Origin of the sequence: Streptomyces orinoci (genome assembly GCF_003121295.1) — a bacterium.
Classification (GTDB): Bacteria; Actinomycetota; Actinomycetes; order Streptomycetales; family Streptomycetaceae; genus Streptomyces; species Streptomyces orinoci.
In genome coordinates this window covers 314,677-330,288 of record NZ_PHNC01000031.1, presented here as the reverse complement: position 1 = coordinate 330,288, position 15,612 = coordinate 314,677, and the positions used below count along the sequence as shown (strand labels likewise).

12 protein-coding genes are annotated in these 15,612 nt (G+C 70.5%); 7 read left to right on the top strand and 5 right to left on the bottom strand.

Annotated elements, in window-relative coordinates; all coding sequences use genetic code 11:
* Nucleotides 1-9: 9 nt before the first annotated feature.
* Nucleotides 10-1,461, bottom strand: coding sequence for a CCA tRNA nucleotidyltransferase (locus CV755_RS23610; protein ID WP_109282292.1), 1,452 nt, complete (start codon nucleotides 1,459-1,461; stop codon nucleotides 10-12).
* Between the two features lie 220 nt (nucleotides 1,462-1,681).
* On the opposite strand from CV755_RS23610, the gene CV755_RS23605 reads away from it, so the two are divergent.
* From CV755_RS23605 to trxA, 7 genes are all read left to right on the top strand, one after another.
* On the top strand, nucleotides 1,682-4,021 hold the full coding sequence (locus CV755_RS23605; protein ID WP_422070585.1) for a DUF6049 family protein: 2,340 nt from the start codon (nucleotides 1,682-1,684) through the stop codon (nucleotides 4,019-4,021).
* 46 nt (nucleotides 4,022-4,067) lie between these two features.
* The gene (gene murJ / locus CV755_RS23600; protein WP_109282291.1) at nucleotides 4,068-6,281 is read left to right on the top strand and encodes a murein biosynthesis integral membrane protein MurJ; all 2,214 of its coding nucleotides are present in this window, start codon (nucleotides 4,068-4,070) and stop codon (nucleotides 6,279-6,281) included.
* A gap of 109 nt (nucleotides 6,282-6,390) precedes the next feature.
* Nucleotides 6,391-8,085 carry a protein kinase family protein gene (locus CV755_RS23595; protein WP_109282290.1) on the top strand — a complete coding sequence of 565 codons (1,695 nt, stop codon included), beginning with the start codon at nucleotides 6,391-6,393 and terminating at the stop codon, nucleotides 8,083-8,085.
* 133 nt (nucleotides 8,086-8,218) lie between these two features.
* A complete protein-coding gene (gene sigM / locus CV755_RS23590) occupies nucleotides 8,219-8,926 on the top strand; it encodes an RNA polymerase sigma factor SigM (protein WP_193553466.1) in 708 nt (235 codons plus the stop codon).
* Nucleotides 8,923-9,882, top strand: coding sequence for a zf-HC2 domain-containing protein (locus CV755_RS23585; protein WP_109282289.1), 960 nt, complete (start codon nucleotides 8,923-8,925; stop codon nucleotides 9,880-9,882). Before sigM ends, CV755_RS23585 begins: the two co-directional genes overlap by 4 nt.
* A gap of 118 nt (nucleotides 9,883-10,000) precedes the next feature.
* Complete coding sequence (gene trxB, locus CV755_RS23580) at nucleotides 10,001-10,975, top strand: thioredoxin-disulfide reductase (protein ID WP_109282288.1); 975 nt, start codon at nucleotides 10,001-10,003, stop codon at nucleotides 10,973-10,975.
* Nucleotides 10,976-11,016: 41 nt separating this feature from the next.
* Nucleotides 11,017-11,349, top strand: coding sequence for a thioredoxin (gene trxA, locus CV755_RS23575; protein ID WP_109282287.1), 333 nt, complete (start codon nucleotides 11,017-11,019; stop codon nucleotides 11,347-11,349).
* A 58-nt stretch (nucleotides 11,350-11,407) separates the two neighbouring features.
* Here the strand turns inward: trxA and CV755_RS23570 are convergent, their stop codons facing one another.
* The 4 genes from CV755_RS23570 to rsmG all read right to left on the bottom strand — a co-directional run bounded on the left by CV755_RS23570 (nucleotide 11,408) and on the right by rsmG (nucleotide 15,600).
* Nucleotides 11,408-12,025 (bottom strand): GNAT family N-acetyltransferase, encoded by a 618-nt coding sequence (locus CV755_RS23570; protein WP_109282286.1) that lies wholly within the window; start codon nucleotides 12,023-12,025, stop codon nucleotides 11,408-11,410.
* A 315-nt stretch (nucleotides 12,026-12,340) separates the two neighbouring features.
* Nucleotides 12,341-13,507, bottom strand: coding sequence for a ParB/RepB/Spo0J family partition protein (locus CV755_RS23565; protein ID WP_109282285.1), 1,167 nt, complete (start codon nucleotides 13,505-13,507; stop codon nucleotides 12,341-12,343).
* Nucleotides 13,504-14,550 (bottom strand): ParA family protein, encoded by a 1,047-nt coding sequence (locus CV755_RS23560; RefSeq protein WP_109282284.1) that lies wholly within the window; start codon nucleotides 14,548-14,550, stop codon nucleotides 13,504-13,506. Before CV755_RS23560 ends, CV755_RS23565 begins: the two co-directional genes overlap by 4 nt.
* A 333-nt stretch (nucleotides 14,551-14,883) precedes the next feature.
* Nucleotides 14,884-15,600 (bottom strand): 16S rRNA (guanine(527)-N(7))-methyltransferase RsmG, encoded by a 717-nt coding sequence (rsmG, locus tag CV755_RS23555; protein WP_109282283.1) that lies wholly within the window; start codon nucleotides 15,598-15,600, stop codon nucleotides 14,884-14,886.
* Nucleotides 15,601-15,612: the final 12 nt, after the last annotated feature.

The window sequence follows — 15,612 nt, the reverse complement described above, 5'->3', positions numbered from 1 at the left end:
ACAACGCCCTCAGCCCTGCGTCGCCCACCACTCCTTGAGCGCCGCCACCGCCTGCTCCCGCTCCATCGGGCCATGCTCCAGCCGCAGTTCCAGCAGGTGCCGGTAGGCCCGGCCGATCTCCGGGCCGGGGCCCAGGCCCAGGATCTCCATGATCTCGTTGCCGTCGAGGTCGGGCCGGATGGCGTCCAGCTCCTCCTTCTCCTTCAGCGCGGCGATGCGCTCCTCAAGCCCGTCATAGGCCCGGGACAGCGCCTGCGCCTTGCGCTTGTTGCGGGTGGTGCAGTCGGAGCGGGTCAGCTTGTGCAGCCGGTCCAGCAGCGGGCCGGCGTCGCGGACATAGCGCCGTACGGCCGAATCCGTCCACTCTCCCGTGCCATAGCCATGGAAGCGCAGGTGCAGCTCCACCAGCCGGGAGACGTCCCTGACCTGGTCATTGGGGTACTTGAGCCTGGTCATCCGCGTCTTGGTCATCTTGGCGCCCACCACCTCGTGGTGATGGAAGGAAACCCGGCCGTCCTTCTCGAAGCGGCGCGTCCTGGGCTTGCCGATGTCATGCAGCAGCGCGGCCAGGCGCAGCACCAGGTCCGGGCCGTCCTGCTCCAGCGCTATGGCCTGGTCCAGCACGATCAGGGTGTGCTCATAGACGTCCTTGTGCCGGTGGTGCTCATCGCGCTCCAGGCGCAGCGCCGGCAGCTCGGGCAGCACCAGGTCGGCCAGCCCGGTCTCCACCATCAGCCGCAGGCCCTTGCGGGGGTGCTCGGAGAGGATCAGCTTGTTGAGCTCGTCCCGCACCCGCTCGGCGGAGACGATCTCCAGGCGCCCGGCCATCTCCCGCATGGCGGTGACCACCTCGGGCGCGACCTCGAAGTCCAGCTGGGCGGCGAAGCGCGCGGCCCGCATCATCCGCAGCGGGTCGTCGGAGAAGGACTCCTCCGGGGTGCCGGGGGTACGCAGCACCCTGGCGGCCAGGTCCTCCAGGCCACCGTGGGGGTCGATGAACTCCTTCTCCGGCAGCTTCACGGCCATCGCGTTGACCGTGAAGTCCCGGCGGACCAGGTCCTCCTCGATGGAGTCGCCATAGGAGACCTCCGGCTTGCGGGAGGTCCGGTCATAGGCTTCCGACCGATAAGTCGTGATCTCCAGGTCGAAGCCCGATTTGCGGCAGCCCACCGTGCCGAAGGCGATGCCCACCTCCCAGACCGCGTCGGCCCAGGGCCGTACGATCCGCAGCACATCCTCGGGACGGGCGTCGGTGGTGAAGTCCAGGTCGTTGCCGAGCCGGCCGAGGAGCGCGTCCCGTACCGACCCTCCGACCAGGGCGAGCGTAAAACCGGCGGCCTGGAAACGGCGGGCGAGGTCGTCGGCCACGGGGGAGACCCGCAGCAGCTCGCTCACCGCGCGGCGCTGCACCTGGGTGAGCTCATTGACCGGGGCGTGGTGGTTGTCGTTGGCGTTCGGCACAACAGGAAAGGGTACGTGGCCAGGCGCCCACGGGGCCTCCCGACGAGGGCCCGCCGGGCGAGCGGCCGGTGACGCACCTCACAATCCAGTCAGAGCAGGACATCGAACCCTCGTGGCGATCTTGCACACCGGTCCGCAGCACTTCGCCACAGCGCATCTCGTTACCATTCGTGGACGCACATCCGACGACCACTGACGACGACGAGAGACGGGCGAGCGCGTGGCCGAGGCGGCAGACTTCCGGGAAACCTTCCAGGTGACGCCCCAGGAATCGCCGTCCGCCCCTGCCCTGCGCCGGTCCCGTCCGCTGGCCGTGCTGCTGGCCGGGGTGCTGCTCTTCCTGGGCCTGGCCCAGCTGCCGGCCGCGCCCCCGGCCCATGCGGAGCCCATCGGCTCGCGTACCGCGGGCGTCTCGGTGAACTCGCTGACTCCCGCCGCGCCCACCCAGAGCGACAAGATCACGATCACCGGAACGGTCACCAACAACGGCAAGTCGGTGATCACCGACGCCCATGTGGGGCTCCGGGTGGGCTCGCTGCTGAGCACCCGCAGCGATATCGACGACATCGCCGGGCGCACCGGCTACTCCCCGGCCTCGGACGGCACCGAGCTCTCCGGCCACACCCAGAAGATCGACAAGCTGCCGCCCGGGATCACCCGGGAGTTCAGCCTGAGCCTGCCCGCCAAGGACCTGGGCCTGGACAAGGACGGCATCTATCCGCTGGGCGTGACCCTCTCCGGCCAGACCGCCGACCAGCCCTATGACCGGGTCCTGGGCATCAAGCGCACCCTGCTGCCCTGGCAGCCCTCGGCCGGCGACGGCAAGAAGACCCAGCTCACCTTTCTCTGGCCGCTGATCTCCAGCACCCGCCTGACCGGCCGTACCGAACCCGACCAGCAGCAGACGCCGATCTTCCGCAATGACGACCTGACGGCGGAGCTGGCACCCGGCGGCCGGCTCCAGCAGCTGGTGGCGCTGGGCAAGGACCTCCCGGTCACCTGGGTGATCGACCCGGACCTGCTGGCCACCGCCGAGGCGATGACCAAGAGCTACCAGGTGGCCGGGCCGGGCGGCAGCACCACTCCGGGCCGCGGCCAGGTGATCGCCAAGCAGTGGCTCAGCCAGTTGCAGAACGCGGTGGCGAACCACCAGGTGGTGGCCCTGCCCTTCGGCGACCCCGATCTGGCCTCGCTGGCCCACCGGGGCAAGGACGTCCCGGGCGCGCTCGCCCACCTCCAGCCCGCCACCGAGCTGGCGGCCACCACCGTGGACACCATCCTCGGCGTCAAGGCGCGCACCGACTTCGCCTGGCCGGTGGACGGCGCCGTGGACTCCTCCATCGTGGACGTGGCCACCTCGGCCGGAGCGCACAACGTCATCGCCCGCAGCGACAGCCTGCGCGAGTCGGGCGGCTCCACCTACGCCCCCACCGCCGCCCGGCAGATCGGCGGCGGCAACACCGCGGTGGTCGCCGACGCCCGGCTCTCCACCGCCTTCCAGGGCGATCTGACCCGGGCCGGGGACGCCTCGCTGGCCGTACAGCAGTTCCTGGCGCAGAGCCTGATGGTCAACAAGCAGACCCCGGAGAACGAGCGCAGCATCATCGTCGCCCCCCAGCGGATGCCCACCACCAGCCAGGCCCAGGCCATGGCGGCCGCCCTGCACGCGCTGTCGGACGGCCGCTGGACCCAGCCGCTGGACCTCGGCGACGCGGCCAAGGCCAAGCCGGACCCGTCCGCCAACCAGCAGGTCCCCGGCCCCGGCTCCTACCCCGCCGCGCTGCGCGCCAGGGAACTGCCCGCCCAGGCCTTCCAGGACATCCAGCGCACCCAGAACACCCTGGACGGCTTCAAGGTGATCCTGACCGCCCAGGACCGGGTGGTCACCCCCTTCGGCAACACGATCATGCGGGAGATGTCCAGCTCCTGGCGCGGCGACAGCGCGGGCGGGGCCGCCTTCCGGGGCGGGGTGCAGGACTATCTGCAGGGCCTCACCGGGCAGGTGCAGCTGGTCAAGAAGTCCGACGCCACCCTCTCCGGGCGCAGCGCCACCATCCCGGTGACCGTGAAGAACGGCCTGCTGCAGGGCATCACCGGGCTGCGCCTGGAGCTGGAGTCCAGCCAGCCCAACCGGCTGAGCGTGGACAAGTCGCAGCCCATCAAAATCGAGGGCGGACACAGCCAGACGGTGAAGTTCGAGACCCGGGCCTACGCCAACGGTCCGGTGGTGGTGCGGGCCCGCCTCTACACTGCCGACAATCAGCAGTTCGGCCAGACCATGACCTTCACCGTGCATGTCACCTCGATCACCCCTATGGTGCTCCTGGTCATCGCCGGTGGCGTGCTGCTCCTGGTGCTGGCGGGACTGAGGATCTACCTCAAGCGCAAGCGGTCGGGCGCCCGCCCGGCGGGGAACGACGGGCCTGGCACCGGCGGCGAGGGCGGCCGGGACGGTGATGGAAACGGCGACGGCGAGCCCGGCCGGGACGGTGCCCGCACCATGGACACCGGAACGCCGAGCGGTGAGCAGTCCGGTCCGGGTGAGAAAGTGGAACATTGACGTGTTGCGGGGCCGGTCGGCCGCGGACTGATGAGGTGGGGTAGCGATGAACTCGCCGTACGACGGTGACCGCGGTCAGGGCGCGGGCGGTGACCAGCGGGCCCAGTACCCGCCGGTTCCGCCCGCCCTGGAACCGCAGCAGCCGGGGCCGTACGCCCAGGACCCTTACCTGCGGGACGCCTACACCGCCGACCCGTACCCGGGCCAGGCGCCCGCCGCGCCTGCCGCGCCCGCGCCGTACCAGCAGCCGTTCGACCAGGCGTACGACCGGTCCTCGTACGACCAGTCCTCCTACGACCCCGCGCAGGCACCCACCCAGGCCGCCCAGCAGCGGCCCTGGCCCCAGGCGCCCGGTTACGGACCCGAGGAGCAGACCCAGCTGATCGTGGGCGGCTTCCCCGGCCAGTCCCCCGAGCAGCAGCGGGACGCCTTTGCGCATCTGTACCGCGACCAGCAGCAGCCGCAGCCCTATGAGCCGGCGCAGGCACCGCAGCCGCCGCAGGCACAGCAGCAGGCGCCGGTGCCGGGCCCCGGCCCGTATGTCCCGCCGCCCTCCGAGCCGCTGGCGGCCGAGCCGCTGGACGAGCAGGAGCCGGTCCCGGCGGCTGCCCCGGCCAAGGGCGGCAAGGCGGGCGGGCTGCTGAAGTCCAGCGCGGTGATGGCGGCGGGCACGCTGGTATCCCGGATGACCGGCTTTGTGAAGTCGGCGCTGCTGGTGGCGGCGCTGGGTGCCGGTGTGCTGGGCGACACCTACCAGGCGGCCAACATGGTCCCCTCGATGATCTTCTTCCTGACCATCGGCGGCGGTCTGAACTCGGTGTTCGTGCCTCAGCTGGTCCGGGCCATGAAGAACGACGACGACGGCGGCGAGGCCTACGCCAACCGGCTGCTGACCCTGGTGGCCGCGATCCTGGGCGTCCTGGTGGTGCTCTGTGTGGCCGCCGCACCGCTGCTGGTCCGCATGGTCTCCAACGACTTCGCCAACGACCCCGCGGCCAACTCGGTCACCGTGACCTTCATCCGCTACTGCATGCCCACCATCTTCTTCACGGGCATCCATGTGGTGATGGGCCAGATCCTCAATGCCCGTGGCCGCTTCGGCGCCATGATGTGGACCCCGGTCCTCAACAACATCGTGGTGATCACGACGTGCGCCCTGTTCATCTGGGTCTACGGCACCGCCGCCCACAGCGGCATGGCGGTCACCAACATCCCGCCGGAGGGCCTGCGGCTGCTGGGTCTGGGCACCCTGCTCGGCCTGGTTGTCCAGGCCCTGGCGATGGTCCCCTATCTGCACGCGGCGGGCTTCCGGGTCCGGCCGCGGTTCGACTGGCGCGGCCATGGCCTGGGCAAGGCCGCCAAGCTCGCCAAGTGGACCATGCTCTTCGTCCTCGCCAACCAGGCGGGCAACATCGTGGTCACCCAGCTGGCCACCACGGCCGGGCACACCGCCGAGAACCACGGGTACAAGGGCACCGGCATCACCGCCTACCTCCAGGCCCAGCTGATCTGGGGCATGCCGCAGGCCATCCTCACCGTCTCGATCATGGCGGCGATGCTGCCCAGGCTCTCCCGCTCCGCCGTGGACGGCGACACCGCGGCCGTCCGTGACGACATCTCCCAGGGGCTGCGCACCTCGGCGGTCGCCATCGTGCCGCTGGCCTTCGGCTTTGTCGCCCTGGGCGTGCCGATCTGCACCCTGCTCTTCGGCTCCTCCGGGCTGGAGAGCGCCCGCTCCATGGGTCATGTGCTGATGGCCTTCGGCCTCGGCCTGATCCCCTTCTCGGTGCAGTATGTGGTGCTCCGCGCCTTCTACGCCTACGAGGACACCCGCACGCCCTTCTACAACACGGTGATCGTCGCCGCCGTCAACGCGGCGGGCGCAGCCCTCAGCTATCTGCTGCTGCCCGCCCAGTGGGCGGTGGCCGGCATGGGTGTCTCCTACGGACTGGGGTACGCGGTGGGAGTCGGCGTCGCTTGGAAGCGGCTGAGCAAGCGACTTGGCGGCGACCTGGACGGGGCCCGGGTGGTGCGTACCTACGCCCGGCTGGCCGGGGCCTGTGTCCCCGCCGCACTGATCAGCGGGGTCGCCGCCTATGGCATCGGCCAGACGCTGGGCGGCGGGGTCACCGGCTCGCTCGCCGCACTGACCGGTGGCGGCCTGCTGCTGATCGCGGTGTTCTATATCGCGGCCAAGCGGATGCGCGTCGAGGAGCTGACCGCCATGGTGGGCATGGTCCGCGGACGCCTGGGCCGTTGACCGGAGCACAACCTTGGCCCGTATTCACGTGTCGTGCATAGCGTCGAACTGTGGGCACAATTGACGTGGCTGTGGACAGGGCGCAACGGATGGGGAGGCAGGAACGGCGGTGGCGGAACGGAGCACGGCTGCCGTCGACGTGGCAGACAGCAGCGACACCCCTGACAAGGCGTCGCTGACCGCCAAGGCGGACAAGGCCACGGCCGACGGGGCGGAGGCCGAGAAGAACTCGCCAGAGGGAGGCACGGGTGCCGACGGCACGGGTGCCGCCCAGGACACCCAGCGCCCGGAGCTGCACAGCGGCCATAAGCTCGCCAGAAGGTACCGCCTGGAGGAGTGCGTCACCCGTCTGGAGGGATTCAGCAGCTGGCGTGCGGTGGACGAGAAGCTGCGCCGTGCCGTCGGGGTCCACCTGCTGCCCGCCGACCACCCCCGGGCCCGTTCGGTGCTCGCCGCCGCCCGCTCCGCCGCGCTCCTCGGCGATCCCCGCTTCGTCCAGGTGCTGGACGCGGTGGAGGAGAACGACCTGGTCTACGTCGTCCATGAATGGCTGCCCGACGCCACCGAACTGACCACCCTGCTCGGCTCCGGCCCCATGGCGCCGCATGAGGCGTACCAGCTCGTCAGCCAGGTGTCCCAGGCCATGGCCGCCGCGCACCGGGAGGGCCTGGCCCATCTGCGCCTGGGCCCGGGCGCCGTACTGCGCACCGGAACCGGCCAGTACCGCATCCGCGGCCTGGCCGTGATGGCCGCGCTGCGCGGCATCACCTCCGAGCACCCCCAGCGCACCGACACCGAGGCCATCGGCGCCCTGCTGTACGCCGCGCTCACCCAGCGCTGGCCGTACGAGGGCAATGCCCATGGCCTGCCCGGCCTGCCCAAGGGCGTCGGGCTGATCGCCCCCGACCAGGTGCGGGCGGGGGTGCACCGCGGCCTGTCCCAGCTGGCGATGCGGGCGCTCGTCAACGACGGGGCCACCGCTTCACGGCAGGAACAGCCGTGCACCACGCCGGAGGAGCTGGCCAAGGCGGTCGCCGCGATGCCGCGGATCCGGCCGCCGGAGCCGGAGTTCCCCGCCGCCCCGGCCTATGGGCTCACCACCTACCAGCCGGGCACCTACGGTCCACAGCCGGCGCCGGTCACCCCGCCGCCCCCGCTGCAGAGCCGCACCGGCACCGCGATCAAGTGGATCGTCAGCACCATCCTCATCGTGGCGCTGGGGCTGGGCAGTTGGCAGCTGGCGGATGCCCTGCTCAAGCACAGTGACAGTGATGACCAGCGGTCGTCGTTCTCCGGCGACGACGGGTCGCAGAAGCAGCAGAAGCCGGTGAAGCTGAAGATCGCCGGCGCCGAGGAGTATGTGACCGACGGGGTGCGCCAGCACCCTGACCAGGTGGGCAGCACCTATGGTCACGGTGACGGCAAGCCCTGGCGCACGGCCACCTTCGTGGACGGTCCCAAGCTCGCCCCCTACAAGGACGGCGTGGGGATCGTCTATGACCTGGGCGCCGAGAAGAAGCTCTCCGAGGTGGACATCAAACTGCGCTGGGGCGGCGACTACACCGCCATGTCGCTCTACGCGGTGGACGGCCTGACACCGTCCCGGCAGCCCAAGGACCTCTCCCCGCTGAAGACGGTGAAGACCAAGGGCACCACGGCCAAGTTCGCGCTCAACAAGCAGCCCAAGGCCCGCTGGGTCCTGCTGTGGATGACCGCCGTGCCCTACGCCGAGGCCGATGCGGCCACCTACACCGAGGCCGGTTACAAACAGGCCATCACCAACGTCCAGTTCCTCGGCAAGTGACCACCCATCGGTAAAGCCCGGCTGAACCTCTTCAGCCGGGCCTTGCTGCCCCTATCCAGCCAAACCCCCTCCTGCCTAAGTTGGTCTTGGCAACGGCCGTTCCCCCGGTGCGGGACGGCGCTCTCTGGGCGGGGTGAGTGCGATCACTGCAGACGACCGGCGGCAAAGACCCCAGACGGACGACAGCGAACTCCTCGCCCGGCACCTCGCGGGCGACCCGCACGCCTTCGGCGAGCTCGTCCGGCGCCACCGCGACCGGCTCTGGGCGGTCGCCCTGCGCACCCTGGGCGACCGGGAGGAGGCCGCGGACGCCGTCCAGGACGCCCTGGTCTCCGCCTACCGGGCCGCACACACCTTCCGCGGCCAGTCCGCCGTCACCACCTGGCTGCACCGCATCACCGTCAACGCCTGCCTGGACCGGGCCCGTAAGGCCGCCGCCCGGCGCACCGCACCGCTCGCCGAGACGGAACGGCTGGAACAGCTCCTGGAACCCCATGAGTCGGCCGCCGAACCCGCCGAACGCAGCGATCTGCACCGCGAGTTGCTCAGCGCCCTGGCCACCCTGCCGCCCGACCAGCGGGCCGCGCTGGTCCTGGTCGATATGCAGGGCTACCCGGTGGCCGAGGCGGCCGCCGTCCTGGACGTACCGGTGGGCACCGTGAAGAGCCGCTGCGCCAGAGGCCGGGCCAGACTGCTGCCCATGCTCACCCATCTGCGTCCCGCCGGCAGGGGTAGCCCTCCCGCCGACAGGGAAAGGAACCGGTCGCAGGGGACGGCCGTCCCACCAGCGGCGGGGCAGAGTGACACGGATCCAGTGAAGGGCGGAGGTGGACGAGCGTGACCTCGACGACCGGCACGGACGGGCACCCGGAGGTCGCGGAGATCTCCGCACTCACCGAGGGGGTCCTGCCTCCGGGGCGGACCGCCGACCTCAGGGAGCACCTGGCCGGCTGTGCACTCTGTACGGACGTACGCAGCTCACTGGACGAGATCCGCCGCAGCCTGGGCACCCTGCCCGGTCCGGTACGGATGCCCGCGGACGTGGCCGGAAGGATTGACGCCGCCCTCGCCGCCGAGGCCCTGCTGGACGCCACCGCACCGCGCACCGTTTCACGTGAAACCACGGTGCCCGCTCCTGGTCCGGTTTCACGTGAAACCGCGGAAGCAGCGGAAACCGTGGCAACCGCATCGGGCAACACCAACACCAAGGCCACCGCGACCGACCGTGTTTCACGTGAAACCGGCGACCGTCCGCCGGCCCGTCCACGAGCGGCCACCGGCCCCGGCCGCGGTCCGTCCGCCGGTCCGTCCACCGGCCCGGGCCGTAGGCGGCGCTGGCCCCGCGCCCTGCTGGGCACCGCCTGTGCCGCCGCCGTCATCTCGGTGGGCAGCTTCCTGCTGCAGTCCGGCGGGGACGGCGGCACCCGGGCGCACCAGGGCACCCCCACCCCGGCGAAGACCCTGGCCGCCGCCGATCTGCGGAGCCAAGTGCACACCCTGCTGAACTCTCATGAGCCCAGCGAGAGCCGCGGCCTGAGCGCCCAGAACTCCTCCGAGACCCTGCGGGACTCCGGGACCACCGCCCCCGCCTGCGTCAGTGAGGGCATCGGCCGCAGCGAACCCGCGCTGGCCACCCGGCAGGAGAATTTCTCCGGGACCGAGGCCTATCTGGTGGTGCTTCCGCATCCCGGCGATGACTCGGTGGTAGACGCCTATGTGGTCTCCGCGGCTTGTGCTTCCGCTTCTCCCTCGGTGCCGGGCCGGGTGCTGGCGCACCAGACCGTGCCACGCTCCTGAGCAAGCGCTGCCGCCGCTGCGGTGCCACCAAGGGGAATGCTCGCCCCTTAGGATCCGTTGGGTGGGGTGAGACCCAGCAAGGACCTCAGTCAGCAGTCGGCAGACAAGGAAGACACCCGTGAGCGACGTCCGCAACGTGATCATCATCGGCTCCGGGCCCGCGGGCTACACCGCCGCGCTCTACACCGCCCGTGCGTCGCTGAAGCCCCTGGTCTTCGAGGGCGCCGTGACCGCCGGCGGCGCGCTGATGAACACCACCGAGGTGGAGAACTTCCCCGGTTTCCGCGAGGGCATCATGGGCCCGGACCTGATGGACAACATGCGGGCCCAGGCCGAGCGCTTCGGGGCCGAGCTGGTCCCGGACGACGTCACCGCGGTGGATCTCAGCGAGGACATCAAGACGGTCACCGACTCCGCCGGCACCGTGCACCGCGCCAAGGCCGTGATCGTGGCCACCGGCTCCCAGCACCGCAAGCTGGGCCTGCCCCGTGAGGACGAGCTGTCCGGCCGCGGCATCTCCTGGTGCGCCACCTGTGACGGGTTCTTCTTCAAGGACCAGGACATCGCCGTGGTGGGCGGTGGCGACACCGCGATGGAGGAGGCGACCTTCCTCTCCCGGTTCGCCAAGTCCGTCACCGTGATCCACCGCCGTAACGCCCTGCGGGCCAGCAAGGCCATGCAGGAGCGTGCCTTCGCCGACCCCAAGATCTCCTTTGTCTGGGACAGCGAGGTCGCCGAGGTGCACGGCGAGACCAAGCTGTCCGGGCTGACCCTGCGCAACGTCAACACGGGGGAGACCTCCGAGCTGGCCGTCACCGGCCTGTTCATCGCCATTGGCCATGACCCCCGCACCGAGCTGTTCAAGGGTCAGCTCAACCTGGACGACGAGGGCTACCTCAAGGTTGCCGCCCCCTCCACCCGCACCAACCTCAAGGGTGTCTTTGCCGCCGGTGATGTGGTGGACCACACCTACCGCCAGGCGATCACCGCCGCGGGCACCGGCTGCTCGGCCGCCCTGGACGCCGAGCGCTTCCTGGCCGCCCTCGCCGACGGCGAGAACGTCCGCGAGCCCGAGCAGACCCCCAACGTCTGACCCCGCCCCCCACCCCTACCGAAAGATCCAAGGAGACCTCAATGGCTCTCAAGGCCGTGACCGACGCGTCCTTCGACGAGGATGTGCTCAAGAGCGACAAGCCCGTACTGGTCGACTTCTGGGCCGAGTGGTGCGGCCCCTGCCGCCAGATCGCCCCGTCCCTGGAGGCCATCGCCGCCGAGCACGGCGACAAGCTGGAGATCGTCAAGCTGAACATCGACGAGAACCCGGCCACCGCCGCCAAGTACGGTGTGATGTCCATCCCGACCCTCAACGTCTACCAGGGCGGCGAGGTCGTGAAGACCATCGTGGGCGCCAAGCCCAAGGCCGCCCTCCAGCGTGACCTGGACCAGTTCCTCTCGGCCCACAAGTAGTCGCGCCGTTTCACGTGAAACGGGCCCGCCCCTCGGCTGGGGGCGGGCCCGTTCGCCGTTACAGCGGCCGTAGCGCGGGCTCCTTCTGCACCGCGCCCAGCAGCCGGTCCAGCGCCAGCTCCACGTCCTCCTTCCAGGACAGCGCGGAGCGCAGCTCCAGCCGCAGCCGGGGATAGCGCGGATGGTGCCGCACCGTTTTGAAGCCCACTGCCAGCAAATGGTCGGCGGGCAGCACACAGGCCGGTTCCTTCCAGCAGGCGTCGCCAAAGGCCTCGATCGCCTTGAAGCCGCGCCGCAGTACGTCCTTGGCGACGGTCTGCACCATCACCCGCCCCAGCCCCTGGCCCTGGTAACGCGGCATCAGCCAGGCCGTCATCAGCTGGACCGCGTCGGCCGCCACCGGGCTGGTGGGAAAGGCGGTCGAACGCGGCACATAGGCCGGCGGCGCGTACAGCACAAAGCCCACCGGCGCATCGTCCACATAGACCACCCGGCCGCAGGAGCCCCACTCCAGCAGCACCGCGGAGATCCAGGCTTCCTTCTCCAGCTCCGGACGGCCGGCTCTCAGCGCGGCTTCACCACTGACGGGGTCCAGCTCCCAGAAGACACAGGAGCGGCAACGCTGGGGAAGGTCCGGGAGATTGTCCAGCGTGAGCGGTACCAGCCGACGCCCCATGGAGCCGATTCCTCCCTTCCCTCGCGGGCCGCACCCCCGGCGGCACTCAGTGCGCTGCGCTCCCTGAGCAGGCTGCCGACGAACCCGCCGACCGCCCCCAGGCTCAGGCCCGTCACCACCAGTCCGGCCCGGCTCACCGTTCGCATGGCCCCGCCCCTGTCGTCAACGACTCAAGGTTTTCAACCCGGTGTGCTGATCCGCCATACTCCAACGCATCGTATCCGCAGGCCCGTTGGGCGAACAGCGGACCAAGGCAAAGGGCGGGTCGTGTTTCACGTGAAACACGACCCGCCCTCGGCGGTCACCGCATGGGGCCTAGCCCTCGGCCTCCTCGCCGGTCAGCTTCTGGTCCAGCACACCGCCCTCGCCCGGCGCCATGCTGCTGAGAATGCGCTCCAGATCCTCGATGGAGGCGAACTCCACCACGATCTTGCCCTTCTTCTGGCCCAGGTCCACCTTCACCCGGGTCTCGAACCGGTCGGACAGCCGGGAGGCCAGATCGCTCAGCGCCGGGGACACCCGGGTACCGGCCCGCGGCCCCTTGGCCTTGGCCGGGCGCTTGGTCTGCGAGGACATCAGATGGACGATCTCCTCCACGGACCGCACCGACAGCCCCTCGGCCACGATCCGCCGCGCCAGCTGGTCCTGCTCCCCGGCGTCCTCCACCGCCAGCAGCGCACGTCCGTGCCCCGCGGAGAGCACCCCGGAGGCCAGCCGCTGCTGGACCGCCGGGGTCAGCTTCAGCAGGCGCAGGGTGTTGGAGACCTGCGGACGGGAACGCCCGATGCGGTCCGCCAGCTCGTCATGGGTGCAGTTGAAGTCCTTGAGCAACTGGTCGTAGGCGGCGGCCTCTTCCAGCGGGTTGAGCTGGGCCCGGTGCAGGTTCTCCAGCAGCGCGTCCAGCAGCAGCTTCTCGTCGTCGGTGGCCCGGACGATGGCCGGGATACGCTCCAGCCCGGCCTCCCGGCAGGCCCGCCAGCGGCGCTCGCCCATGATGAGCTCATAGCGCTCCGGGGCGGTCCGGCGGACCACCACCGGCTGGAGCAGTCCCACCTCGCGGATGGAGGTCACCAGCTCGTCGAGGGCCTCCTCGTCGAACACCTCCCGGGGCTGGCGGGGGTTGGGGGTGATGGCGTCCAGCGGCAGCTCGGCGAAGTACGCCCCGGCGACCGTCCCGCCCGCCCCCTCCGGGGAACCAGCCGGAGAACCGGCCGCGGCACCAGCCGGGGAGGTGCCCTGGGCAGCCCCCGGGGAAGCCTCCGCCACAGCCGTCGGCTCGGTTTCCCGTGAAACGGTCTCCTGCCGCTCCGCCGCCAGGGTGGCCACCTGCAGCGCCGCACCCCGGTCCGCGGTCAGCACCGGAACCGCGGTGGGAGACGTGGCACCGGGCCCCGTCATGGGCGCGTCGCTCTCCGATCCCTTGGGCGCTGCCGGGATCAGCGCACCGAGCCCACGGCCCAGTCCCCTACGTCGCTCACTCACTGCAGCCCCTCCGACATGCTGTGCTGGTCTTGCTGTTGCTGTTGGCCCACCAGGTGGGCGGCCGTGCCGGGTTCATAGTGAATACCGACCCCGCGCAGTGCCATCTCCCGGGCCGCCTCCATATAGGACAGCGCGCCACTGGAGCCCGGGTCGTAGGTGAGCACCGTCTGACCGTAGCTGGGCGCCTCGGAGATCCGTACCGAGCGCGGGATGCTGGTGCGCAGCACCTCCTTGCCGAAGTGGCTGCGCACCTCCTCGGCCACCTGCGAGGCCAGCCGGGTCCGGCCGTCGTACATGGTGAGCAGGATGGTGGAGACATGCAGCTTGGGGTTGAGGTGGCCGCGCACCAGCTCCACATTGCGCAGCAGCTGCCCCAGGCCCTCCAGCGCGTAGTACTCGCACTGGATGGGGATCAGCACCTCGGCCCCGGCCACCAGGGCGTTGACGGTCAGCAGGCCCAGCGAGGGCGGACAGTCGATAAGGATGTAGTCCAGCGGCTGCTCATAGGCCTTGATCGCCCGGTCCAGCCGGCTCTCCCGGGCCACCAGCGAGACCAGCTCGATCTCCGCACCGGCCAGGTCGATGGTGGCGGGAGCGCAGAACAGCCCCTCCACATCCCGTACCGGCTGGACCACCTCGGAGAGCTGCCGGTTGTCCACCAGGACGTCATAGATGGACGGCACCTCGGCATGGTGGTCGATGCCCAGCGCGGTGGAGGCATTGCCCTGCGGGTCCAGGTCGATCACCAGCACCCGGTTGCCGTGCAGCGCCAGGGAGGCGGCCAGGTTCACCGTGGTGGTGGTCTTTCCGACCCCGCCCTTCTGATTGGCGACCACCACCACCCGGGTCTCCTCCGGCCTGGGCATCGGGTGCGGTGTTTCACGTGAAACCGCGTTCCCGGGAGCCGGGGGGACGGGCACCGGATCGGAGTCGGCGGGACGGGGACCGGGGACCGGATCGGCCATCGGCCCCGCGATATTGGCGTCGGACCGCAAGGATTCACTCTCCTCGACATCAGGCTCGCGATGTGCAGAGCCTGCCATGTTTTCAGGGCCGTGAACCAGCAAGCCCCGCTCTGTGCTGAACGAATCCACTTCCCTTGTGGAGACATCCATCTCGGCGACCGGCCTGCGGTCGCGACCGGCGGCCAGCCGGCCGCGACTGATGATCCCATGCAGCAAGGAGCGATGTTTCACGTGAAACACGATGCATAGCCCCAACCGCTACCCCACCACGACACTCCGGTTTGGGTAGTTTTGGCAGCTTGTATGGAGCATTGTCCTGAGCAGAACGGGCGGATGGATCAGCCCAAGACAGCGGATCAGCCCAAGACAGCGGATCAGCCCGAGGCAGCGGATCAGCCCAGGGCAGCGGCCTCAGCGCCGACGACGCGACCGGCTCGCCCGGGCCGCCTTGGCCCGCTTGGCCGCGAACCGCACTCCGCCGGGGCTCTCCCCGACCTCCACCCGCACCAGCGTGGACGGCGGATCCACCACCCCGGCCCCGACCTGGAGCACCGAGGTCTCCACCACCCCGAGCTTGCTCAGCGCCGCCCGGGCACTCTTGAGCTCCTCCTCGGCGGTGTCGCCCTTGAGCGCCAGCATCTCGCCGTAAGGCCGCAGCAGCGGCACGCCCCAACCCGCCAGCCGGTCCAGCGGGGCCACCGCCCGCGCGGTCACCACATGCACCGGCGGCAGCTTGCCCAGCATCTCCTCGGCCCGCCCGCGCACCACCGTCACATGGTCCAGGCCCAGCAGCTCCACCACCTCGGAGAGGAAGGTGGTCCGCCGCAGCAGCGGCTCCAGCAGGGTGATCTGCAGGTCGGGACGGACCAGCGCCAGCGGGATACCCGGCAGGCCCGCACCGGAGCCCACATCACAGACCGAGACATCCTCGGCCACCGCCTCGGAGAGCACCGCGCAGTTCAGCAGGTGCCGCTCCCAGAGCCGGGGCACCTCCCGGGGACCGATCAGCCCACGCCGCACCCCGGCGTCGGCGAGCAGCTCCGCGTAGCGCACGGCATCCGCAAACCGGTCGCCGAAAACCTCCCGGGCCTCAGGGGGCGCCGGCGGGAGCTCCGCTGCCTCGTCCACGGGGAACCGTCC

Coding starts and splice junctions, on each gene's coding strand:
- murJ (WP_109282291.1), top strand. CDS start 4,068: ATGAACTCGCCGTACGACGGTGACCGCGGTCAGGGCGCGGGCGGTGAC.
- trxA (WP_109282287.1), top strand. CDS start 11,017: ATGGCTCTCAAGGCCGTGACCGACGCGTCCTTCGACGAGGATGTGCTC.
- CV755_RS23570 (WP_109282286.1), bottom strand. CDS start 12,025: ATGGGGCGTCGGCTGGTACCGCTCACGCTGGACAATCTCCCGGACCTT.
- CV755_RS23560 (WP_109282284.1), bottom strand. CDS start 14,550: ATGGCAGGCTCTGCACATCGCGAGCCTGATGTCGAGGAGAGTGAATCC.